This window comes from Stutzerimonas stutzeri RCH2, from assembly GCF_000327065.1.
Classification (GTDB): Bacteria; Pseudomonadota; Gammaproteobacteria; order Pseudomonadales; family Pseudomonadaceae; genus Stutzerimonas; species Stutzerimonas stutzeri_AE.
The window spans coordinates 1,752,850-1,776,642 of sequence record NC_019936.1 but is presented as its reverse complement, the minus strand read 5'-3'; the positions used below and the strand labels follow the sequence as shown (position 1 = coordinate 1,776,642).

The 23,793-nt window shown below is 62.1% G+C and carries 20 protein-coding genes; 9 read left to right on the top strand and 11 right to left on the bottom strand.

Annotated features, from left to right (window positions below; translation table 11 throughout):
* Window position 1 precedes the first annotated feature (1 nt).
* Window positions 2-1,249, bottom strand: coding sequence for a lipoprotein-releasing ABC transporter permease subunit (locus tag PSEST_RS08145; protein WP_015276523.1), 1,248 nt, complete (start codon window positions 1,247-1,249; stop codon window positions 2-4).
* 32 nt (window positions 1,250-1,281) lie between these two features.
* On the opposite strand from PSEST_RS08145, the gene PSEST_RS08140 reads away from it, so the two are divergent.
* The 3 genes from PSEST_RS08140 to PSEST_RS08130 are packed head-to-tail and all read left to right on the top strand — an operon-like array spanning window position 1,282 to window position 2,948.
* Window positions 1,282-1,917, top strand: a complete 636-nt coding sequence (locus tag PSEST_RS08140) for a PilZ domain-containing protein (protein WP_015276522.1) — start codon at window positions 1,282-1,284, stop codon at window positions 1,915-1,917.
* Between the two features lie 3 nt (window positions 1,918-1,920).
* Window positions 1,921-2,229 carry a hypothetical protein gene (locus PSEST_RS08135; protein ID WP_015276521.1) on the top strand — a complete coding sequence of 103 codons (309 nt, stop codon included), beginning with the start codon at window positions 1,921-1,923 and terminating at the stop codon, window positions 2,227-2,229.
* Complete coding sequence (locus PSEST_RS08130; RefSeq protein ID WP_015276520.1) at window positions 2,226-2,948, top strand: glycerophosphodiester phosphodiesterase; 723 nt, start codon at window positions 2,226-2,228, stop codon at window positions 2,946-2,948. Before PSEST_RS08135 ends, PSEST_RS08130 begins: the two co-directional genes overlap by 4 nt.
* A gap of 146 nt (window positions 2,949-3,094) precedes the next feature.
* On the opposite strand, the gene sthA is transcribed toward PSEST_RS08130, so the two are convergent.
* From sthA to PSEST_RS08080, 10 genes are all read right to left on the bottom strand, one after another.
* Window positions 3,095-4,489: a Si-specific NAD(P)(+) transhydrogenase gene (gene sthA, locus PSEST_RS08125; protein ID WP_015276519.1), complete on the bottom strand. Its 1,395-nt coding sequence runs from the start codon at window positions 4,487-4,489 to the stop codon at window positions 3,095-3,097.
* Window positions 4,490-4,635: 146 nt separating this feature from the next.
* Window positions 4,636-4,863 carry a (Na+)-NQR maturation NqrM gene (gene nqrM / locus PSEST_RS08120; RefSeq protein ID WP_015276518.1) on the bottom strand — a complete coding sequence of 76 codons (228 nt, stop codon included), beginning with the start codon at window positions 4,861-4,863 and terminating at the stop codon, window positions 4,636-4,638.
* On the bottom strand, window positions 4,860-5,783 hold the full coding sequence (locus PSEST_RS08115) for an FAD:protein FMN transferase (protein WP_041756954.1): 924 nt from the start codon (window positions 5,781-5,783) through the stop codon (window positions 4,860-4,862). Before PSEST_RS08115 ends, nqrM begins: the two co-directional genes overlap by 4 nt.
* A gap of 130 nt (window positions 5,784-5,913) precedes the next feature.
* A complete protein-coding gene (gene nqrF, locus PSEST_RS08110) occupies window positions 5,914-7,140 on the bottom strand; it encodes an NADH:ubiquinone reductase (Na(+)-transporting) subunit F (protein WP_177412656.1) in 1,227 nt (408 codons plus the stop codon).
* A gap of 12 nt (window positions 7,141-7,152) precedes the next feature.
* Entirely contained in the window at window positions 7,153-7,761 is a 609-nt protein-coding gene (gene nqrE / locus PSEST_RS08105; protein ID WP_015276515.1) for an NADH:ubiquinone reductase (Na(+)-transporting) subunit E, read from the bottom strand.
* Entirely contained in the window at window positions 7,761-8,435 is a 675-nt protein-coding gene (locus PSEST_RS08100; RefSeq protein WP_177412648.1) for an NADH:ubiquinone reductase (Na(+)-transporting) subunit D, read from the bottom strand. Before PSEST_RS08100 ends, nqrE begins: the two co-directional genes overlap by 1 nt.
* Window positions 8,432-9,226, bottom strand: a complete 795-nt coding sequence (locus PSEST_RS08095; RefSeq protein WP_015276513.1) for a Na(+)-translocating NADH-quinone reductase subunit C — start codon at window positions 9,224-9,226, stop codon at window positions 8,432-8,434. The genes PSEST_RS08100 and PSEST_RS08095 overlap by 4 nt, the downstream gene beginning before the upstream one ends.
* Window positions 9,219-10,430: an NADH:ubiquinone reductase (Na(+)-transporting) subunit B gene (locus tag PSEST_RS08090; protein WP_015276512.1), complete on the bottom strand. Its 1,212-nt coding sequence runs from the start codon at window positions 10,428-10,430 to the stop codon at window positions 9,219-9,221. Before PSEST_RS08090 ends, PSEST_RS08095 begins: the two co-directional genes overlap by 8 nt.
* Before the next feature lie 3 nt (window positions 10,431-10,433).
* Window positions 10,434-11,771, bottom strand: a complete 1,338-nt coding sequence (locus PSEST_RS08085) for a Na(+)-translocating NADH-quinone reductase subunit A (protein WP_015276511.1) — start codon at window positions 11,769-11,771, stop codon at window positions 10,434-10,436.
* A 334-nt stretch (window positions 11,772-12,105) separates the two neighbouring features.
* Entirely contained in the window at window positions 12,106-13,557 is a 1,452-nt protein-coding gene (locus tag PSEST_RS08080) for a glyceraldehyde-3-phosphate dehydrogenase (protein WP_015276510.1), read from the bottom strand.
* A 158-nt stretch (window positions 13,558-13,715) separates the two neighbouring features.
* Between PSEST_RS08080 and mfd the strand changes: the two genes are divergently transcribed.
* The 6 genes from mfd (at window position 13,716) to PSEST_RS08050 (ending at window position 23,784) form a co-directional block, all read left to right on the top strand.
* Window positions 13,716-17,162 (top strand): transcription-repair coupling factor, encoded by a 3,447-nt coding sequence (mfd, locus tag PSEST_RS08075; RefSeq protein ID WP_015276509.1) that lies wholly within the window; start codon window positions 13,716-13,718, stop codon window positions 17,160-17,162.
* The gene (locus tag PSEST_RS08070) at window positions 17,163-17,681 is read left to right on the top strand and encodes a CsiV family protein (RefSeq protein ID WP_015276508.1); all 519 of its coding nucleotides are present in this window, start codon (window positions 17,163-17,165) and stop codon (window positions 17,679-17,681) included. It begins immediately after the preceding gene.
* Between the two features lie 71 nt (window positions 17,682-17,752).
* Window positions 17,753-20,083 (top strand): DEAD/DEAH box helicase, encoded by a 2,331-nt coding sequence (locus PSEST_RS08065; protein WP_015276507.1) that lies wholly within the window; start codon window positions 17,753-17,755, stop codon window positions 20,081-20,083.
* A 142-nt stretch (window positions 20,084-20,225) separates the two neighbouring features.
* On the top strand, window positions 20,226-20,795 hold the full coding sequence (locus PSEST_RS08060) for a hypothetical protein (protein WP_015276506.1): 570 nt from the start codon (window positions 20,226-20,228) through the stop codon (window positions 20,793-20,795).
* Between the two features lie 186 nt (window positions 20,796-20,981).
* A complete protein-coding gene (locus PSEST_RS08055; protein ID WP_015276505.1) occupies window positions 20,982-21,995 on the top strand; it encodes a ligase-associated DNA damage response exonuclease in 1,014 nt (337 codons plus the stop codon).
* 79 nt (window positions 21,996-22,074) lie between these two features.
* Window positions 22,075-23,784, top strand: a complete 1,710-nt coding sequence (locus PSEST_RS08050; RefSeq protein ID WP_015276504.1) for an ATP-dependent DNA ligase — start codon at window positions 22,075-22,077, stop codon at window positions 23,782-23,784.
* Window positions 23,785-23,793 lie beyond the last annotated feature (9 nt).

Sequence of the window (23,793 nt, the reverse complement as noted above, 5' to 3'; positions counted from 1 at the left end):
TTCACTCATAACGTAGCGCCTCAGCCGGCTGGGTGCGTGCGGCGCGCCAGGCCGGATAAAGAGTCGCGAGGAAGCTAAGGACCAGCGCGGCAACACAGACCTGAATGACATCGGCAGCCATCAGTTGTGAAGGTAGGTAGTCAATGAAATAGACATCCGCACTGAGAAACTTGTGGCCGATCAGCCGCTCCAGGGCAGCGATCCAGCTGCTGACATTGACCGCTGCGAACATACCCAGCAGCGCCCCAACCAAGGTGCCGACGACGCCGATCACCGTACCCTGCACCATGAAGATCGCCATGATCTGCTGCGGCGTCGCCCCCAGCGTACGGAGGATGGCAATGTCCCCACGCTTGTCGGTCACCACCATCACCAGCGTCGAAATGATGTTGAACGCCGCCACCGCCACGATCAGCAGCAGCAACAGTCCGATCATGGCCTTCTCCATGCGGATCGCCTGGTAAAGGTTGCCGTGGGTACGGGTCCAGTCACGGGAATAGAAATCATCGCCGAGCTGACCGGCCAGCTCCCAGGCAATCCGCGGCGCCTGGAACAGGTCGTCGAAACGCAGACGCAGGCCTTGCACCTGGTCCGGCTGCCAACGCTGCAGGCGCGCCATGTCGGCTATGTTCGCCAGCGCGACATAGCCGTCAATCTCACCTGCGCCAACATGGAAGATGCCAGTCACAGTGAAACGCTTCATGCGCGGGAACATGCCTGCCGGAGTCACAGTGACCTCGGGCGCGACGAAGGTGATCTTGTCGCCTACACCAACCCCGAGCTTGGCGGCGGCCTTGTCGCCGATGACGATGCCGAAATCACCAGCGGCCAGGTCATCCAGCGAACCTTCGCGGAAGAACTGATCGATGATCGAGACCTGCCGTTCGGCCTTGGGGTCCACGGCATTGATCAAGATTTTGGTGACTTGCCCCTGATGCGTCAGCAGCCCCTGGCTCTGAATGAAAGGCGCACTGGCAGAGACCTGCGGATGGCCTTCGAGGCGCGCACCCAGCGACTGCCAGTCGTTGATCGGCGTCGGGCTTTCGATGGTCGCGTGCGGCACCATGCCGAGCACACGGGTGCGCATCTCGTGATCGAAGCCATTCATCACAGACAGCACCACGATCATTACCAGCACACCAAGCGCGAGGCCGATCATGGACGTCAGGGAGATAAAGGAGACGAAGAGGCTACGACGTCTGGCGCGGGTGTAACGCGCACCGATGTATACGGACAGCGGTCTGAACATAAATCGACGGGTTCGCTGGCGGGAAAAACAACATGCAGCTGACGCAACCACGGGGCCTGATACACTCTGGCCATTACTGCTATCCGGGTACCGCCATGCCGACACAAGACACTGAAGAACGCCGCGAATACTACCGTATCGAGGATCGTGTGGCACTGGAAATCATGCCGGCAAACCCGGACCACACCGAGGCTAACGAGCCTCTGCCAGCGCTTTTCAGCCTGCTCGGCGAACTGCACCAGCTCGATTTCGAAGCACAGCATTTGTTGCGTCAGATTGCCGAAAGCAACCGAACGCTGGCCAATTACCTGAAGGTGCAGAACAAACGAATCGAACTGCTGGGCCAGGCCCTGGCGCAGGACCTGCTGAAAGATCAAGGCGCTCCGCAACCGGTGGTGCTTTCCGAAGGCGGTATCAGCTTCGCCTGCGACCAGCCACAGGCAGAAGGAACGGTTCTTACGCTCAAGCTGGTTCTGCTACCACAAGGACTCGGCCTGCTGCTTGCGGCTCGCGTCATCTACTGCACGACCATGGAGGACGGACGCTATGACATCGGTACCGAGTTCGAAGCGTTGACTGATGCACAGCGGCAGCTGCTTGCACGGCATATCCTGCAGAAACAGGCGCTGGAGCGGCGTCTGGCCCTGGAAAGCCTGCAAGGAGATTGATCGATGCGCCGCCTGGCAACCCTACTGTTCGCGCTGACATTCAGCCCCGCCCTTTTCGCCGAAGACATTCGCATTCCGGTTGGCCAGCAGGGCCTGCCCGACATGCCGATGCCGGCCCGTGGCGACTCGAAGAACCTGGTGCTCGATCGCTTCGGCCTGGCTGATGAGGAGCGTCCCGCCGTCGGCCAACCGCCGATCAGCCGCTGGGATTACCGGGAGTTTTCGGTGTACTTCGAAGGCGACCGGGTCATCAACAGCGTGCGCCATCACCAACGTATCCCATCACCACCCAAGGAAAACCTACAACCGTGACACTCATCTATGGCCATCGCGGCGCCAAGGGCGAAGCGCCGGAAAACACGCTGGTGAGCTTCCAGCAGTGCTTGCAGCATGGCGTACGTCGCTGCGAGCTCGATCTGCACCTGTCCCAAGACGGCGAACTGCTGGTCATTCACGATCCGACCCTCAAACGCACCACCGGTCGCCGGGGCAAAGTGGCCCAGCATGACGCCGAGGAACTGGTGAACTACGACGCCAGATTGGGAGGGCCTGGCTGGAAGGTGCCCTGCCCCATACCCAGGCTGAGCGAGTTATTTGAGAAGTGCGATTTCGAGCATTGGCAGCTGGAGGTCAAGAGCGCGTCGAGAGTGCGCGCTGCTCGCACGGTGATGGCCATCAAAGAACTGGCCGCGCGTCATGGGTTGCTCGACCGCATTACCGTGACGTCCAGCTCGCGCGAAGTGCTGCGCGCACTGAACCGGCTCGCACCGGAAATATCGCGAGGCCTGGTCGCAGAATACAGCTGGCTCGATCCACTCAAGGTGGCCCGTCAGTACGGCTGTGAGCTACTGGCGTTGAAGTGGACACTGTGCACGCCGGAGCGCCTGGAAAAAGCCCGCAAACAGGGCCTGCATGTATCGGTGTGGACGGTAAACGAGCCTGCGCTGATGCGCCGCCTGGCAGACTTCGGAGTCGACAGTCTGATCACCGATTACCCCGGCCTGGCGGTCAGCACGCTGGCGCGTTCCTGACAGCGAGCCTCGAACATCAAGAATACCCGGCAGCCAGAGCGCTGCCGGATTCCTCTTACCTGATCAGAAGCTCTCCCGGTTTGGCCAATGCCAGTCGCGGGAGTCGCCAACCTCTCCAGCCGCCTCAGGCCGGCGGCCGGAGCCGCTCAAAAAAGCCGGTTAAGGCCGTCGAACGCTGCGACCCGGTAGGCTTCGGCCATGGTTGGGTAGTTGAAGGTGGTGTTGACGAAGTACTTGATGCTGTTCGCCGGCCCCTTCTGATTCATGATCGCCTGGCCGATGTGCACGATCTCCGACGCCTGATAGCCAAAGCAATGCACGCCGAGCACTTCGAGCGTCTCGCGGTGGAACAGTATCTTCAGCATGCCCACCGGCTCGAAGGAAATCTGCGCCCGCGCCATGCTCTTGAAGAAGGCCTTGCCGACCTCATAAGGGATCTTGGCCTGGGTCAGTTCCCGCTCGTTCTTGCCGATCGAGCTGATCTCGGGGATGGTGTAGATGCCGGTTGGCACATCATCAACGAAGCGCCAGGAGTCATTCTCGACGATGCTGCCCGCCGCTGAGCGGCCCTGATCATAAGCAGCGCTGGCGAGCGACGGCCAGCCGATCACGTCGCCTGCGGCATAGATGTTGCCGATCTCGGTGCGGTAATGCTCGTCGACCTGAATCTGTCCGCGGCTGTTGGCTTTGAGACCGATATTCTCCAGGCCAAGCTTGTCGGTATTACCGGTACGCCCGTTGCTCCAGAGGAAGGCGTCGGCCTTGATCTTCTTGCCGGATTTCAGATGAAGAATGACGCCATTCTCCAAGCCCTCGACCCGCTCGTACTCTTCGTTGTGACGAATCAGCACGTTGTTGTTGCGCAGGTGATAACTGAGCGCGTCGGAAATCTCGTCATCCAGGAAGCTGAGCAACTGCTCGCGGTTATCGATCAGATCGACCAACACGCCAAGGCCGCTGAAAATGGACGCGTATTCGCAGCCGATCACACCGGCTCCGTAGATGATCATCCGACGTGGCGTGTGGCTCAAAGTGAGAATGGTATCGCTGTCGTAGATACGTGGGTGGCTGAAGTCGACGTCAGCCGGACGATAAGGGCGCGAACCCGTGGCGATGACGAACTGGCTGGCAACAAGCTTCTCCACCATCCCGTTGAGGCAGACAACTTCCACACTCTGCTCGTCGGAGAAGCTGGCGGTACCGAAGAACGTGTCGATGCGGTTGCGCGCGTAGTAGCCGGTGCGGGAGGTAACCTGCTTGCTGATGACTTTCTCGGCGCTTTTCAGCACGTCGGGGAAGGAAAACCAGCGTGGTTCACCGATCTGGCGGAACAGCGGATTGGTGTTGTACTGCATGATCTGCCGTACCGAATGGCGCAGAGCCTTCGACGGAATGGTGCCCAGGTGCGTGCAGTTGCCTCCTACCAGCGGTCGATTGTCCACCACGGCGACCTTGCGTCCCGCCTTCACGGCGTTCATCGCCGCGCCCTCCCCGGCCGGACCGGAACCCAGTACAACCAAATCGTAGTTATAGACCGCCATATACACTCCTGAAAACGCAGCGGGATACACCGCTGCTGTCAACAAATTCGCCGAAGGTCAAGGAAGCAGCATCGCCAGCTTCTCGAGCACCGCTTGCCGTCGCACTTGGCAAAGTGCGACGGCAAGCGCCCGAGCGGAGCGGCGCATCAACGCTTGGTGGCGTCATAGGCGAGATCGGTATTCCCCGCGTTCTTCGCCTCGTTCACTTCCTCGCACTTCTCGCGACTTCCGCCACAGATGGAACATTCCTTCTCGATGCCCAAGTTGGCGATGCCACCGCAGGAACCCGCGATGGGCTTTCGACCCATGATCACACCGATGGCCATGCCGAAGACCACAAGCAGCATCACCACAAAAACCAGTAACCAAGTCATTGCTCTACTCCCGCACCGAACAGCTCATCAAAAGCCCTGGTGCTCATTGTTGCGAAGCCCTGCCCTTCACGGACGACAAAGAAAGCGGCAATCGCGTTGCGCTCGGCCAATGCCAGCCCCCGCTCGGGGCCTAGCACCATCAGCGCGGTAGACAATCCATCTGCGCGCAAAGTCGATCTGTCGATCACTGTTACTGCCGCCAGATGATGCTCAATCGGTCGACCGCTCTGCGGGTCCAGAGTATGCGAATAGCGCCGGCCGTCCTGTTCGAAATAGTTGCGATAGTCGCCAGACGTGGACACGCCCAGACCATCGAGTTCGACGATTTTTTGCGCAACGCGCTGGTCGTCCCTGGGCGCCTCGATGGCAATGCGCCAAGGCGAACCATCGGGTTTGCGGCCTTCCGCCTTGAGTTCACCGGTGATTTCCACCAGGTAGCTCTGCACGCCCAGGGCCTTCAAGCGATCAACAACGCGATCCACGGCGTAACCGGCAGCAATGCTGTTGAAGTCCAACTGCACTGCAGCAGCCTTGCACAACCGATCTCCCTCGATGCGCAAATGACGGTGGCCCGTTAATGCTTTCGCCGCCTCGATATCCTCTGTCGACGGAACGCGTTCGCCACGCCCCTGGGGACCAAAGCCCCAGAGGTTCAACAAAGGCTCGAGTGTAAGATCGAATGCGCCCTCGCTGTCGGCTGATAGCTGATCGCCTGCTGCGACCAATTCACGCACCATCTCCGGCATCGGCTCGCAACTGCCGGCAGGCAGGGCATTGAAGCGCTCGACGTCGGAATCGTTGCGATAAGTGGAAAGCTGTTTGTCGACGTCACCGAGAATGACTTCGACCTCGCCATGCAGCTCTTCCTTGGAGGGGCCATCACCACCGCGAACATACTTGACGGCATAGGTGCTGCCCATCGTGGGGCCGGTAAAGACTTCGACCTTGTCCTGAAACAGACAGCCCGTCAGGGCTGTCGCAAGAGCGACAGCGATGACGGGCTGGAGGTACACGACAGCGAAGACAGGCCGCAGTGACGCTCGGATCATGCTAGCCGCCGAAGTCATCGAGCAGAATGTTCTCTGGCTCGACGCCCAGGTCGGTGAGCATCTTGATCACCGACGCATTCATCATGGGCGGACCGCACATGTAGAACTCACAATCTTCCGGAGCGGGGTGATCCTTCAGGTAGTTCTCGTACAGCACATTGTGAATGAAGCCGGTCGGGCCTTCCCAGTTGTCTTCCGGCAGCGGGTCCGATAGCGCCAGATGCCACTGAAAGTTGGGATTCTCGGCCTGCAGCTGATCGTACTCTTCGACGTAGAACGCTTCGCGCATCGAGCGCGCACCGTACCAGAAGCTCATCTTGCGCGTGGATTTCAGACGCTTGAGCTGGTCGAAGATGTGCGAACGCATCGGCGCCATGCCGGCACCACCGCCGATGAAGACCATCTCGTTGTCGGTGTCCTTGGCGAAGAACTCACCGAACGGTCCATAAACGGTGATCTTGTCACCCGGCTTGAGGCTGAACACGTAGGACGACATCTTGCCCGGCGGGATATCGTCACGGCCTGGCGGCGGCGACGCGATACGGATGTTGAACTTCACCAGACCGCGTTCTTCGGGGTAGTTGGCCATGGAATAGGCACGAATGACGGTCTCGTCGCACTTCGATACGTACTTCCACTGATCGAACTTGTCCCAGTCGCCGCGGTACTCTTCCTGGATGTCGAAGTCCTTGTAACGCACCTCATGCGGCGGGCATTCCAGCTGCACGTAACCGCCAGCGCGGAAATCGACGTTCTCGCCTTCCGGCAGCTTGAGCGTCAGTTCCTTGATGAAGGTCGCGACGTTCGGATTGGACTCGACGGTGCATTCCCACTTCTTCACGCCGAAGACTTCTTCCGGCACTTCGATCTTCATGTCCGCCTTGACCGGAGTCTGGCAGGACAGGCGCCAGCCCTCGCCCGCTTCGCGGCGGGTGAAGTGCGACTCCTCGGTGGGCAGCATCTCGCCGCCACCGCTCTCGACGATGCATTTGCACTGTGCGCAGGTGCCGCCGCCGCCGCAGGCGGACGAGAGGAAGATGTTGTTGGAGGCCAGCGTCTGCAGCAGCTTGCCGCCGGCGGGTACGGTGATAGTCCGCTCGCCGTTGATTTCAATAGACACGTCGCCGCTGGAAACCAGCTTGGCGCGCGCTGCCAGGATGATCACCACCAGCGCAAGCACGATGGCGGTGAACATACCGATGGCGAGGAAAATTTCGTAACTCATCAGTTCGTCCCGTCCTTACAGCTGTACGCCAGAGAAAGACATGAAGCCCAGCGACATCAGTCCGATGGTGATGAAGGTGATACCCAGACCCTGCAAACCATCCGGGACGTCGCTGTATTTCAGCTTCTCACGGATACCGGCCAGCAAAGCGATCGCCAGCGCCCAGGACAGGCCGGAGCCAACGCCGTACACCACGCTCTCGCCCAGGTTGTAATCACGCTCGACCATGAACAGGGTGCCGCCCATGATGGCGCAGTTCACGGTAATCAGCGGCAGGAACACACCCAGGGCGTTGTAAAGACTGGGCACGTACTTATCGAGGGTCATCTCGAGGATCTGCACGATGGCCGCAATCACGCCGATGTAGCTCAGCAGACCAAGGAAGCTCAGGTCCACTTCAGGCAGGCCGGCCCAGGCCAGCGCACCGCTCTTGAGCAGGTAGGTGTAGATCAGGTTGTTGGCCGGCACGGTGATGGCCTGCACCACGATAACCGCGATACCCAGACCAATCGCTGTCTCCACTTTCTTGGAAATCGCGATAAAGGTGCACATGCCGAGGAAGAACGCCAGTGCCATGTTCTCGATGAACACGGCGCGGACGAACAGGCTGAGGTAATGCTCCATTAGTAAGCCTCCTTGTTCGAGACTTGCGGCGCCATCTTGAAGGCAGGCTTCTCGACCTGCTCCTTCTTCCAGGCGCGGATGCCCCAGATAAACAGACCGATGAGGAAGAATGCCGATGGCGGCAGCAGCATCATGCCGTTGGGCTGATACCAGCCACCGTCATTTACCAACGGCAGAATGGTGTAACCCATAAGCTTGCCGGCACCGGTCAGCTCGCGAATGAAACCCAGCGCAATCAGCATCGCGCTGTAGCCCAGACCGTTACCGATCCCGTCGAAGAACGACAGCAGCGGCGGGTTCTGCATGGCGAAGGCTTCCGCACGCCCCATCACGATACAGTTGGTGATGATCAGCCCAACGAACACCGACAGCTGCTTGGACAGCGAGAACGCATAGGCCTTGAGCACCTGATCCACCAGGATCACCAGCGAGGCGATGATCACCATCTGCACGATCATGCGGATCGAGTTGGGGATCTGGCTGCGGATCATCGAGATGAACAGGTTGGAAAACGCCACCACCAGGGTCAGCGCGACGGACATCACCAGCGCCGTGTTCAGGTTGGAGGTGACCGCCAGCGCCGAGCAGATTCCGAGAATCTGCAAGCCGATAGGGTTGTTATTGAAGATCGGATTGAGCAGAACTTCTTTGACAGTGGGTTGCGACATGATCAAGCCTCCCCAGCGCGCAGATTAGCGATAAATGGACCGAAGCCGTTCTCGCCCAGCCAGAACTGCAGCAGCGAATTGACGCCGTTGCTGGTCAGGGTCGCGCCCGCCAGGCCGTCGACCTGGTGAGTGGCGCGCGGGCTTTGCGGATCGACGCCGCCCTTGACGATCTGCACGGCCAGCTTGCCGTTGTCGTCGAACAGCTCCTTGCCCGGCCACTGGCCGCGCCACTTCGGATTATCGACCTCACCACCCAGGCCCGGCGTTTCGCCATGCTGGTAGAAGCCGAAGCCGGCGACGGTATCCAGATCGCCCTGTACAGCCATGAAGCCGTAGAGCGTCGACCACAGACCGTAGCCACGAACCGGCAGGATCAGCGTATCGATTTCGCCCTCACCCTGACCTTCGACGATATAAACAGTGCTGTAGCGCTCGCGACGCTTGATCGAGGCGATATCCTGCTCACCAGGAAGGCGCTTGGACAGCTGCGGATCCTTTGCTGCCGCCAGCGGATCGAAGGTCTTGGCATCGAACTCGTCGCTGAACTTGCCGGTTTCCAGATCGACCAGGCGAGCCACGATGCGCTCGTTGAACAGCTGCTTGACCTGATTGCCGGACATGCCCGCCTCACCCAGACCGGCGATGGCCAGAATGCTGCGCTGCTTGTCCAGCAGGCGGTTTTCCTGCTGAGTCGGACGAAGCGCCACGGCGGCGCCAGCCACGAAGATGGAGCACACCAGGCAGACCAGCAGGGCTACCGTCAGCGTGCGAACGGTGGATTCTTTCTGACTAGACATTACGTGCCAGCCTCCGCTTGATATTGGCCTGAATGACGAAATGGTCAATCAGCGGCGCACACAGGTTGGCGAACAGGATCGCCAGCATCATGCCTTCCGGGAAGGCGGGGTTGACCACACGGATCAGCACGACCATCACACCGATGAGGATGCCGAACACCCACTTGCCGGTATTGGTCATGGAAGCCGATACCGGGTCGGTCGCCATGAAGATCATGCCGAAGGCGAAACCACCAACGACCATATGCCAGTACCAGGGCATACCGAACAGCGGATTGGTCTCGGAGCCGATCAGGTTGAACAGTGTGCTCAGACCGATCATGCCCAGCATCACGCCAGTAACGATGCGCCAGGAGGCGATCTTGCTGCCGATCAGAATGACGCCACCGATGAAGATCGCCAGCGTGCTGGTCTCACCGATCGAGCCATGAATGGTGCCGACGAAAGCGTCCATCCAGGTGATACCGCTCTCGATGACATTCTCGATGCCACCGGCGAAGCCCAGGCTCAGCGCGGTTGCGCCGGCATAGCCATCGACCGCGGTCCAGACCGCATCACCAGACATCTGCGCCGGGTAGGCGAAGAACAGGAACGCCCGCGCAGTCAGCGCCGGGTTCAGGAAGTTCTTGCCGGTACCGCCGAAAATCTCCTTGCCAATCACGACGCCGAAGCTGATGCCCAGAGCGACCTGCCACAGCGGGATGGTCGGCGGCAGGATCAGCGCGAACAGCACGGAAGTGACGAAGAAACCTTCGTTGACTTCATGCTTGCGGATCGAGGCGAACAGCACTTCCCAGAAACCGCCGACGATGAAGGTCACCGCATAGATCGGCAGGAAGTAGGCTGCGCCCTGGATGAAGTTGTCCCAGAGGCTGTTCGGATCGAAACCGGCGAGCGCGCCGATCAGACCGAAGCGCCAGCCCTCCTGGGCCGCCAGCACGTCAGGACTCTGCGCGAAGATCAGGTTGGCCTGGTAGCCGGTGTTCCACATGCCGAAGAACATCGCCGGGAAGGTACACATCCAGACGGTGATCATCATGCGCTTGAGGTCAATGCCGTCGCGCACGTGAGCGGTGGTCTTGGTAACGCTGCCGGGACGGTAAAGGAAGGTATCGGCTGCTTCGTACAGCGCGTACCACTTTTCGTATTTGCCGCCTTTTTCGAAATGATGCTCGATCTTGTCGAGGAATGCGCGAATGCCCATGCCTTAACCCTCCTTCTCGATGCGAGTCAGATTGTCCCGCAGGATCGGGCCGTATTCGTATTTCCCGGCACAGACATAGCTGCACAGCGCCAGATCTTCTTCGTCCAGCTCCAGGCAGCCAAGCTTCTGCGCGACCTCGGTATCGCCCACGATCAACGCACGCAGCAACTGAGTCGGCAGAACATCCAGCGGCATGACCTCTTCGTAGTTGCCTACCGGGACCATCGCACGGGGACTACCGTTGGTGGAGGTAGAGAAGGCGAACTTCTTGCCGGCCATCAGCTTGGAGATATAGATGTTGAGGATCGAGTGCTTCTCGACGCCTGGACGCATGTAATGGAGCATCTCGCGCTCTTTGCCCTCACGCAGGCAGGAAACCTGCTGGTGGTAGCGACCGAGATAGGCGAACGCGCCATGGGCGGTGCGACCGCCGAGCAACGAACCGGAGACAACACGGTTGGCACCGGGCTGCAGCTCACCGGCGGTCAGCTCATCGAGATTGGCACCGAGACGGGTACGCACCAGACGCGGCTTCTCCACCACCGGACCGGCCAGCGACACCACACGCTCCACCGACAGGCGACCGCTGGTGAACAGCTTGCCGACGGCAATCACGTCCTGATAACCGATGGTCCAGACGCTTTTGCTGGCGCTCACCGGATCGAGGAAATGGATGTGAGTGCCAGCCAGGCCTGCAGGATGCGGACCGCTGAAGCTTTCGACCTGTACCTTTGCCAGGGACTCGCCAGAAAGCGAGGCACTCGGAGCCTTGCACAGGAACACCTTGGCCAGATTGGCGAGAACCTTGAGGCCCGCTTCGAAAGCTTCCGCCTGCTCGGCGATGATGACCGCTGGATCAGCGGCCAACGGATGTGTGTCGATCGCCGTCACAAAAATGGACGCAGGCGTGGCATCGACGGCCGGAACCTTGCTGAACGGGCGCGTGCGCAGCGCAGTCCACAGGCCGGACTGCTGCAGGTTCTCACGGACCTGCTCGCTGCTCAGCCCATCCAACTGGGCAGGCGAGTAGCTTGCAAAGGTTATTTCCTCGTCGCCGTCGAGGTCGATGACCACCGACTGCAGCACGCGCTTCTCACCGCGATGCACTGCGCTGACGACACCGGCGCCGGGCGAGGTGTAGTGCACGCCGTCGGACTTCTTGTCGGAAAAAAGGATCTGCCCCAGCTTAACCCGATCACCGACCTGAACAGCCATGGTCGGCTTCATGGTCGGATAGTCGAAGCCAACGACGGCGACGCTGCGCACGGGCCTGCCGGCCTCGATACGCTGCGCCGGCGCACCGGCTATGGGCAAATCAAGCCCTCGTTTTATATTGATCATCGGTTTGCCTAACCACTGATTTTAGAAAGCTTTTTTTGGCAGGCCCAGCGGCATGGCGCAAAGTAGGATTGCGCCGCGCGCGCCAATACGTTATTGACGCGACACCATGTCGCGGACCCAGGTAAAAAATCCGCCCGATTATAGAGGTCACTGACCTTGACTGACCACCCAAGCATTGCGGATTTTTGACCCGAAACAAGAGAAGCAAAATTAACGTGGCTCGCTATCGATTCGAGCATTCGACCGCCTAACCGCCGCTGCTTCCGCTGTTGCCGTTACCCAGAAACGCGAAACGGGAGCCGAGGCTCCCGTTTCTGCTTACCGCCCGCCGCGCTTAGCGCGGGAACGCCGGCGGGTTGACCCCAGCCATGTCTTCCATAACGCGTACGACCTGGCAGCTGTAGCCGAACTCATTGTCGTACCAGACATAGAGGACGACGCGGTTGTCATTGCAAATGGTCGCTTCAGCATCCACTACACCAGCGTGACGCGAGCCGACGAAATCACTGGATACAACTTCCTGCGAGTTGACGAAGTCGATCTGCTTCTGCAGATCCGAGTGCATGGCCATCTGGCGCAGGTACTCGTTGATTTCTTCGCGATTGGTGGCCTTCTCCAGGTTCAGGTTGAGAATGGCCATCGACACGTTCGGCGTTGGAACGCGGATCGCGTTGCCGGTCAGCTTGCCTTTGAGCACTGGCAGCGCCTTGGCGGCAGCAGTGGCGGCGCCAGTCTCGGTGATGACCATGTTCAGCGCTGCGCTGCGACCACGACGACTGCCTTTGTGGAAGTTGTCGATCAGGTTCTGGTCGTTGGTGTAGGAGTGCACGGTTTCGACGTGACCGTTGACGATGCCGTACTGATCGTTGACCGCCTTGAGCACCGGCACGATGGCGTTGGTCGTGCAGGACGCAGCGGAGATGATCTTGTCATCGGCCGTGATGTCGCCATGGTTGATGCCATGCACGATGTTCTTCAGCTCACCCTTGCCCGGCGCGGTCAGAACTACGCGAGCGACACCTGGGCACTTGAGGTGCTGACCCAGGCCTTCAGCGTCGCGCCACTTGCCGGTGTTGTCGACCAGCAGGGCGTTCTCGATACCGTACTGGGTGTAATCCACCGCGGAAGGATCGTTGGAGTAGATCACCTGGATCAGGTTGCCGTTGGCGGTGATGGTGTTGTTTTCTTCATCGATGGTGATGGTGCCATCGAACGGACCATGTACCGAATCGCGACGCAGCAAACTGGCGCGCTTGACCAGATCGTTGTCGGCACCCTTGCGTACGACGATTGCACGCAGGCGCAGGCCGTCGCCACCGCCGGTCTTCTCGATCAGGATACGAGCCAGCAGGCGACCGATACGACCGAAACCGTACAGCACAACGTCGGTGCCTTTGTGGCCGGAGGCGGCGTGACGCTTGTCAGCTACTTCGGCCAGTTCTTCGCGAACGAACTGCTCAAGGTTGCGGCCGTTGCCCGCTTCCTTGTACTTGGCGACCAGCTTGCCCAGGTCCACCGAAGCGGCGCCCAGGTTCATTTCGCTCATGGTCTTGAGGATCTGGAAGGTGTCGTGCACCGACAACTCGGCTTCGTCGGCAATGCGGTGGCGCGCAAAACGGTGCGCCTTGAGGATGGCAATCACCGAGCGGTTGATCAGGCCACGGCCGTAGATCGAAGTCACCACGTTGTTGTTGCGGTACAGCTGACCAATCAGCGGAATCATCGCTTCGGCGAGGGCTTCGCGGTCAATCCATTCACCAAGACACTGGTCGGGCTTCTGAGTCACGGGCAGTTCCTTCCAACATGTAGGGGCTGAGAAAAGGGGCTACATTATGACGGCGCACCCTAGCGCCGGCAATCTGCAGCGGACGAAACACTGACAGCCAAGCGCCTCGATAGTTACAATCCCGGCGGCCTATTTTTCCATCGGAGCCACGCCCACTCGTGTCCGTCTTGCGCCTTCCCCCTCTGCCTGCCGCCAGCGGCAAGCAACACTGGGGCAATCTTCCAGGAGCCGCGCTGAGCCTGGCGATTGCCGAAGCAGCCAGCAACGCCAAACGCTTCACGTTGCTCCTCACCGCCGACAGCCAGAGTGCCGAACGCCTGCAGGAAGAGCTCGCCTTCTTCGCGCCGGGACTGCCGGTGCTGCATTTCCCCGATTGGGAAACGCTGCCCTACGACATATTTTCGCCACATCAGGACATCGTCTCCCAGCGCATTTCCGCGCTCTACCAACTGCCGGAACTGAGCCACGGCGTGCTGGTAGTGCCGATCACCACCGCCCTACACAGGCTGGCGCCGAAGCGCTTCCTGCTGGGTTCGAGTCTGGTGCTGGACGTCGGGCAGAAGCTGGACGTCGAACAGATGCGCCTGCGCCTGGAAGCAGCCGGCTACCGCTGCGTGGATACCGTCTATGAACATGGCGAGTTCGCCGTGCGCGGTGCGTTGATCGATCTGTTCCCCATGGGCAGCCCCCTGCCCTACCGCATCGACCTGTTCGATGACGAGATCGAGACGCTGCGCACCTTCGATCCGGAAAATCAGCGCTCGATCGACAAGGTCGAATCGATCCGGCTGTTGCCGGCACGCGAGTTCCCCCTGAAGAAGGAGGCGGTCACCGGCTTCCGCGCGCGTTTTCGCGAACGTTTCGACGTCGATTTCCGCCGCTGCCCGATCTATCAGGATCTCTCCACCGGTATCACCCCGGCGGGCATCGAGTACTACCTGCCGCTGTTCTATGAAGAAACCGCGACGTTGTTCGATTACCTGCCCGAAGACAGCCAAGTGTTCTCGCTGCCCGGCATCGAACAGGCCGCCGAGCAGTTCTGGAGTGATGTACGCAATCGCTACGAGGAACGTCGCGTCGATCCCGAGCGCCCGCTGCTGCCGCCTGCCGAGCTGTTCATGCCGGTGGAGGACTGCTTCGCTCGTCTGAAACTCTGGCCGCGCGTGGTCGCCAGCCAGCAGGACGTCGAGTCAGGTATCGGCCGTGAACGCTTCAATGCCCAGGCGCTGCCAGAACTGGCCATCGAGTCAAAGGCCAGCGAGCCGTTGGGCAAGCTGCGGCAGTTCCTCGAAAGCTACCCCGGGCGCGTGCTGTTCACTGCCGAATCCGCTGGTCGCCGCGAGGTGCTGCTGGAGTTGCTGGCACGGCTGAAACTGCGTCCTCAGGAAGTCGACGGCTGGACAGACTTCCTTGCCAGCGACCAACGTCTGGCCATCACCATCGCCCCGCTCGACGAAGGCCTGCAACTGGACGACGTGGCACTGGTGGCGGAAAGTCCGCTGTTCGGCCAGCGCGTCATGCAGCGTCGCCGCCGCGAGAAGAGTCGCGACGGCGGCGAGAACGTCATCAAGAACCTCACCGAGCTGCGCGAAGGCTCGCCGGTGGTGCACATCGATCACGGTGTCGGTCGCTACCAGGGCCTGACCACGCTGGAGATCGAAGGCCAGGCGCAGGAATTCCTGCTGCTGCAGTACGCCGAGGAGGCGAAGCTCTACGTACCGGTCGCCAGCCTGCACCTGATCGCCCGCTATACAGGCAGCGACGACGCGCTCGCGCCACTGCACCGGCTCGGTTCGGAAACCTGGCAGAAGGCCAAGCGCAAGGCGGCCGAGCAGGTGCGCGACGTCGCTGCCGAGCTGCTGGATATATACGCCCGCCGCGCCGCACGCGAGGGTTATGCCTTCAAAGACCCGCAGGTCGACTACGAAACGTTCGCCGCAGGCTTTCCGTTCGAGGAGACACCCGATCAGCAGGCCGCCATCGACGCGGTACGCGAGGACCTGCTCTCGGCCAAGCCGATGGACCGTCTGGTCTGTGGTGACGTCGGCTTCGGCAAGACCGAGGTGGCCATGCGCGCCGCCTTCATCGCCGTCCATGGCGGCCGGCAGGTTGGCGTACTGGTGCCGACCACCCTGCTCGCCCAGCAGCATTACAACAGCTTCCGCGACCGCTTCGCCGACTGGCCGGTGCGGGTCGAGGTGATGAGCCGCTTCAAATCCGCCAAGGAAGTGCAGAACGCTATCGCCGAGCTTGCCGAGGGCAAGATCGACATTCTCATCGGCACTCACAAGCTGCTGCAGGATGACGTCAAGTTCAGCAACCTGGGCCTGGTCATCATCGACGAGGAGCATCGCTTCGGCGTACGCCAGAAGGAACAGCTCAAGGCGCTGCGCAGCGAGGTAGACATCCTCACGCTGACCGCCACGCCGATTCCACGCACGCTGAACATGTCCATCGCCGGCATGCGCGACTTGTCGATCATCGCCACGCCGCCGGCGCGCCGCCTGTCGGTGCGCACCTTCGTCATGGAACAGCAGAACACCGTGATCAAGGAGGCGCTGCTACGCGAGCTGTTGCGTGGCGGCCAGGTCTATTACCTGCACAACGATGTGAAGACCATCGAGAAATGCGCCGCCGACCTGCAGGCACTGGTGCCGGAGGCACGCGTCGCGATCGGCCACGGGCAGATGCGCGAGCGTGACCTCGAACAGGTCATGAGCGACTTCTACCACAAGCGTTTCAACGTGCTGGTGGCCTCGACCATTATCGAAACCGGCATCGACGTGCCGAGCGCCAACACCATCATCATCGAGCGCGCCGACAAGTTCGGCCTAGCCCAGCTGCACCAGCTGCGTGGTCGGGTCGGGCGCAGTCACCACCAGGCCTATGCCTATCTGCTCACCCCTACTCGCAAGGCCATGACCGACGACGCGCAGAAGCGCCTGGAGGCCATCGCCAATGCCCAGGACCTCGGCGCAGGCTTCGTCCTGGCCACCCACGACCTGGAAATCCGCGGCGCCGGCGAGCTGCTCGGCGAGGGCCAGAGCGGACAGATCCAGGCCGTCGGCTTCACTCTTTATATGGAAATGCTCGAGCGCGCGGTCAAAGCCATCCGCAAGGGCGAGCAGCCGAACCTGGAGCAGCCGCTGGGGGGTGGGCCGGAGATCAACCTGCGCCTGCCGGCACTGATTCCGGAGGACTATCTGCCGGACGTGCACGCCCGTCTGATCCTCTACAAGCGTATCGCCAATGCCGCCGACGAGGATGGCTTGAAGGAGCTGCAGGTGGAGATGATCGACCGCTTCGGCCTGCTGCCCGAGCCAACCAAGAATCTGGTGCGCCTGACGCTGCTCAAGCTGCAGGCGGAAAAGCTCGGCATCACCAAGATCGACGCCGGCCCGCAGGGTGGGCGCATCGAGTTCTCGGCCGATACCTCGGTCGATCCAATGGTGCTGATCAAGCTGATCCAGAGTCAGCCCAAGCGCTACAAGTTCGAAGGCGCCACGCTGTTCAAATTCCAGGTGCCGATGGAACGCCCGGAGGAACGCTTCAATACGCTGGAAGCGCTGCTTGAGCGGCTGGCGCCCAATGAGCAAGGATCCTAGATGCCGGTTCGTTGGCTGCTTTGGCTATTGGTCCTCTGCGTGCCTTCGGCGTTTGCCGAGGCGCTGTATCGGGTCGAGGTACTTCTGTTTCGCCACGACGCTCCGTTGCTGGCCAGTCAGCGTGCGCCCTCTGGATGGGCGAAAGGCACGCAGATGCTGGAACGCAACGCAGAGCGTCAACCAATGCTGGAGGCCATCGCCGAAAGACTCTCCGCCGAGCCCGGTTATCAGCTATTGCTGCACCGGGCCTGGCGACAGCAGATCAGCGATGGCGGCAAGGCAATTGCGCTGCATCAGGGACCGCGCCACTTCGAGCACTACCCGATTCAGGGCGTACTGAAAATACGCCCCGGACGCTATATGCGAACGGATGTGACGTTTTGGGTAAACCGTTTCGGCGACTATGGCCAGCTGCTCGCCAGCGAACGTCTGACCCAGCGGGTACGCCTGGTGCCTGGCCGGCTGACCTATATCGATCACGACAGCCTCGGGCTGCTGATCGAACTGAAGCGGCTATGAGCAAGCGCCACCGCTTTTCCCAGCCCAAGACTGGCCTGGTGCACCTCGCATTTGCAGGGAGGAGCTGAGCCTTGGCCCCTCCTCTGGCTCCCCGCAAGGAGCGACTGATCGACGACCTGCGCCCAGTCCCGCTGCTCAGCCTCGGCAGCCACCTGGCAACCAATTACCAGCCAGGCAACCAGCGCATGGTCAGCGAACATCAGCATCGCGCCGGGCTGTCGTTCATCTACGGCGATGCCTGCGTCCATGGCAAGCGCGACGGCGAGCGCATCCGCCATCTGGCCGGCGACGAGCTGCAGCTGATCGCCCGCCATGCCCAGGCCGAACAGGCACTACGCAAGCACCTGGAGCAGCTCGGCTTTCGCCCGGCACTGCGCCAGAGCCTGGCGCTGCCAAAGGACTCGGCGGAAATGTTCCAGCTGCCCGGAGAAGAAGCCTGGCTCGGTTTCGTTCAGCAGCAGCTGCCCGAACTGCGCCGCCAGGGCTGGCAGATCGACATCCATCCGGGCTTCGCCTATGACCTGGCGGCCATCGACAGCTGGTACGCGGAAATCGATGAGTCAGCCGATGACGACTGGTTCGATCTTGATCTGGGCATCGTCGTGGACGGTCAGCGCATCGGCATATTGCCGGTGCTCTTGCGCCTGATCCGCCAGAACCCGCAATTGCTAACGCCGCGCGCCCTCGCCCAGCGCAGTGGCGAGGAGCAGTTGCGCGTCCAGCTCGATCGGCCTGGCCAGCGTGACGGGCAAACCCTGCAGGTCGCCCTACCGTTCGCGCGAATCAAGCCGATCCTGGCGACCCTTGGCGAGCTGTACCTGCGTGAGCCGATGGATGGCGCTTCGCTGCGGCTGAGCAAGGCCGACGGCGCGCGGCTGGCCGGGCTGGAGGAGCTCAGGCCAGACTGGCGAGGGGGCGAGCGGCTGCGTCGGTTCGCCGGGCGACTGAACAGCCCGAGCGCCCAGGCATGCCCGGCACCGGACGCGCTCAACGCCACGCTGCGCCCCTACCAGCTGCAGGGGCTGGCCTGGATGCAGACCCTGCGCGAGCTGGGCGCCGGCGGCATCCTTGGCGATGACATGGGCCTCGGCAAGACGCTGCAGAGCATCGCCCACATCCTGGTCGAAAAACAGGCCGGCCGGCTCGACCGACCGGCGCTGGTGGTGATGCCGACCAGCCTGATACCCAACTGGCAGGACGAGGCCAGGCGTTTCGCGCCGCAACTGCGGGTGCTGACCCTGACCGGCACCAGTCGCCAGAAGCACTTTGGCGAACTTGGCGAGCACGACCTGTTGCTGACCAGCTATGCGCTGCTGACCCGCGACATCGCCGTGCTGCGCGAACAGCCGCTACATGTGTTGATTCTCGATGAGGCCCAGCACATCAAGAATCCCTCCAGCAAAGCGGCCCAGGCCGCGCGGGCTCTGCAGACGCGTCAGCGCCTGTGCCTGACCGGCACGCCGCTGGAAAACCATCTTGGCGAGCTCTGGTCGCTGTACCACTTCCTCATGCCCGGCTGGCTCGGCGACGCCAAACGCTTCACCCAGGACTACCGCAATCCCATCGAAAAGCATGCTGACGAGCCTCGCCTGGCGCACCTGCGCGCCCGCGTCCGGCCGTTTCTGCTGCGCCGCACCAAGGAACAGGTGGCCACCGAGTTACCGGCGAAGAACGAGTTCGTCCACTGGGTCGAACTCAACGATGCCCAGCGCGAGCTCTACGAAACGCTGCGTCTGGCAATGGATCGCAAGGTGCGTGACGAGATCGAGCGCAAGGGCCTGGCGCGCAGCCAGATGGTCATCCTCGAGGCGCTGCTCAAGCTGCGCCAGGTCTGCTGCGATCTTCGCCTGCTCAAGGGCGAGTCGACACGGGCCATACGCGGCAGCAGCTCGGGCAAGCTGGACAGCCTGCTGGAGATGCTCGACGAACTGATGAGCGAAGGCCGTCGCGTGCTGCTGTTTTCCCAGTTCACCTCGATGCTGGCGCTGATCGAGCAGGCGCTGCACAAGCGCGGCATTGCCTACGTCAAGCTGACCGGTGAAACCGATGATCGCCGCACGCCGGTCGAGCGTTTCCAGGCCGGTGAAGTGCCATTGTTCCTGATCAGCCTGAAGGCCGGCGGCACCGGACTCAACCTGACGGCCGCGGATACCGTGATCCACTACGACCCCTGGTGGAATCCAGCGGCGGAGAACCAGGCGACCGACCGTGCCTACCGCATCGGCCAGGACAAACCGGTGTTCGTCTATCGTTTGATTACCCGCGGCACCGTCGAGGAGCGCATTCGCCAGCTGCAGGCGCGCAAGGCCGAACTGGCCGCTGGTGTGCTGGAGGGTTCCGGCGATGCCGGCTGGCAGCTTGGCGAGCAGGATATCGACGCCCTGTTTGCCCCGTTGCCGTGAACCAGGCACTCCAGCTGACGAACTTGTGACAGCGGCAAGGGCAGCACTTTGCGCTTTGCCAGATCATCGCCATCTCGATTAACGTTCCAACCTGCGGCGGTCCGCCGCCCCGTCACCGGTAGCGCCACAAGGAGCAGCACCCATGAGCCTCTACGAAATCGCCTTTTCCGGCCAACTGCTCCCCGGCGCCAGGCTCGAGCAGGTCGAAGCCAACCTGACCAAACTGTTCCAGGCGGATGCGCAGCGCATCGCACTGCTGTTTTCCGGACGACGCATCGTCATCAAGCAGAACCTCGACTTCGCTGCGGTGGAGAAGTACCGGCAGGCAATGGAACGTGCCGGTGCGCAGGTAGAGGTCAAACCGATGCCGGTGGATGTCGAGGAAATCGAATTGGCGCCGCCACCACCCGCAACCCCAGCGGCAAGCGTCGCGCCCACGCCACCTGCCGTCACCAGCGCAAACGCCGCCCCGGCTGCGCTGAAGGTGACGCCCCGAGACGAATACATGGCCGCCTTCGCCGACGTCGAGGCGCCCGATTTTGGCATCGCGCCGGTGGGCGTCGACCTGCAGGATGCCCGTCCCGAGCCCGAGGCACCGCGGGTGAACCTGTCCCAGTTCAGTCTGGCCCCGGTGGGCAGCGACATGGGCGAACTGCCACGCGACACGGCAGGCGCCGTACCGGACATCTCGCACATCAAACTGCAGGACTGATCGCCGCATTACGAAGGCGCCGGGCTGAAGCAGAACGCTGCCTCGCCCCCGCGCAGCTGTATATTCGACGCAGCACGCTGCTGCGCACACCGCCGTCGGGTTGGCTGAACCCGGCCGCGCGTTATCCAGCGAACTCACAGCGCCGCGCCACGCTCCAACCTACAAGCCCGCAAAGTGCCTGTAGTCATGGACCTCGTCGTTGCCCGCCCCGAAGGCCTGTATTGCCCACCCGGTGATTTCTACATCGATCCCTGGCGCCCGGTGGAGCGCGCCGTCATCACCCACGCCCACGGCGATCATGCGCGCTGGGGCATGAGCCATTACCTGGCCTCAAGCGACAGCGAAGGCATTCTGCGCTCGCGGATCGCCGCCGATATGCCGCTGCAGACGCTGGCCTATGGTGAATCCATCGAGCATCACGGCGTAAAGCTCAGCTTCCATCCCGCCGGCCATGTGCTCGGCTCGGCGCAGGTGCGCCTGGAGTACAAAGGCGAAGTCTGGGTCGCTTCCGGCGACTACAAGGTCGAGCCGGACGGGACCTGCGCACCCTTCGAGCCGGTGCGCTGCCATACCTTCATCACCGAATCGACCTTCGGCCTGCCGATCTACAAATGGCCGTCTCAGGCCGAGGTATTTAGCGACATCAACGACTGGTGGCGCGCCAATGCTGCAGCCGGGCGCGCCAGCGTGCTGTTCTGCTACGCCTTCGGAAAGGCACAGCGCATCCTGCACGGCCTGGACGAGAGCATCGGCACCATCGTCGTGCATGGCGCGGTCGAGCCGCTGAACAAGGTCTACCGCGAGGGTGGCATCTATCTGCCGCCGACGGTGTATGCCGGAGACCTGAAAAAAGGCGACCCGCGCCTGAAGCACGCCATCATCCTCGCCCCACCCTCCGCTGGCGGCAGCACCTGGATGCGCCGTTTCGGCGACTACGCCGATGCCTTCGCCAGTGGCTGGATGATGCTGCGCGGCACCCGGCGCCGGCGCGGCGTCGACCGCGGCTTCGTGCTCTCCGACCATGCCGACTGGCCAGGCCTGCTCTGGGCCATCGAGCAGACCGGCGCCGAACGGGTGATGGTGACCCACGGTTCCGTTGCGGTGTTGGTGCGCTACCTGCGCGAAATGCGCGGCCTCGATGCCCAGGCCTTCGCGACCGAATACGGCGAAGAGGACGATGCCACCCAGGAGGCCGAATGAGCCGGCGCACCAACATCGCTTCCCATAGACCCGTGCAGGCTCGCAACCCGGCCGCGCCATGGCGAGCGGGACGCAGCGCATGAAAGCCTTCGCCACCCTTTACAGCCGCCTCGACGCCACCACCTCGAGCAACGCCAAGCTCGCGGCGATGCGCGACTATTTTCGTGACGCCGATCCGGCCGACGCCGCCTGGGCGGTCTACTTTCTGGCCGGCGGACGGCCACGCCAGCTGGTTCCGACCCGCGTGCTGCGCGAAACCGCCATGCAGGCGTCGGGTTTGCCGGAATGGCTGTTCGAGGAAAGCTACCTGGCAGTCGGCGACATGGCCGAAACCATTTCGCTGCTGATGCCCGAGGCCAAACACAGCTCCGACGACGGGCTGGCCGTGTGGATGCAGGACAAGCTGCTGCCGCTGCGCGGGCAGCCGCCGGAGGAGCTGGCTGAACGCTTGCCGGCGCTCTGGGCACAGCTGGACCGGCTGAGCCTGATGGTCTGCATCAAGCTGATCACCGGCGCCTTTCGCGTCGGCGTGTCGAAGCTGCTGGTGACCCGCGCGCTGGCCTCGCTGGTCGATCTCGACCCCAAGCGCGTCGCGCAACGACTGGTGGGCTACACCGATCTGTCCCATCGGCCGAGCGCCGAGGGCTACCGCGCGCTGATCGCCGAGGAGTCCGAGCATGAGCACGCCCAGCGTGGCGGCCAGCCCTACCCGTTCTTTCTCGCCCACTCGTTGCAGGCGCCGGTCGAGGAGTTCGACATGCTGCTCGGTGCGCCGGAGAACTGGTTCATCGAATGGAAGTGGGATGGCATCCGCGCACAGCTGGTCAAGCGCGACGGGCAGATCTGGGTCTGGTCGCGCGGTGAAGAGCTGGTCAGCGAGCGCTTTCCGGAGCTCTGCGAACTGGCCGGCTGCCTGCCCGACGGCACGGTGATCGACGGCGAGATCCTGGTCTGGAAGCACGCGCCCGGCGGGCCTTCGACAGACCTCTTCGCGCAGCCAGAGAGCGATGACGCCGACACAACCGAACGCTTCGGCGTGCAACCCTTCGCGCTGCTGCAACAGCGTATCGGCCGCAAAAACCTCACAGCGAAAGTCTTGCAGGATGCCCCGGTCGCGGTGCTCGCCTATGACCTGCTGGAATGGCAGGGTGACGACTGGCGGCAACGCGAGCATCGTGAACGCCGGCAACAGCTCGAAGCGGTGGTCGGGCAATGCCCCAACCCGCGGCTGATGCTTTCGCCGCTGGTGAGCGGCGATGACTGGGCCGATCTGGCGCGCCAACGCGAAGCGTCCCGTGAGCGCGGCGTCGAGGGCATGATGATCAAGGCCCGCGCCGCGCAGTACGGCGTCGGCCGAACCAAGGATGTCGGCGTCTGGTGGAAATGGAAGATCGACCCCTACTCCGTCGATGCCGTGCTGATCTATGCCCAGCGCGGTCATGGCCGCCGCGCCAGCCTATACACCGACTACACCTTTGCCGTCTGGGACGGCGAGCCGGGCGACCCGGAGCGCAAGCTGGTGCCGTTCGCCAAGGCCTATTCCGGATTGACCGACGAGGAGATGCGCAAGGTCGACGCCATCGTACGCAAGACCACCGTGGAGAAGTTCGGCCCGGTCCGCAGCGTCACCCCGACCCTGGTGTTCGAGCTCGGCTTCGAGGGCATCGCCGCCAGCAGCCGGCACAAGAGCGGCATCGCCGTGCGCTTCCCGCGCATGCTGCGCTGGCGTCTCGACAAGCCGGTGCAGGAAGCCGATACCCTGGAGACGCTGAAGGAGCTGCTTGGATGAGTCGCCAGG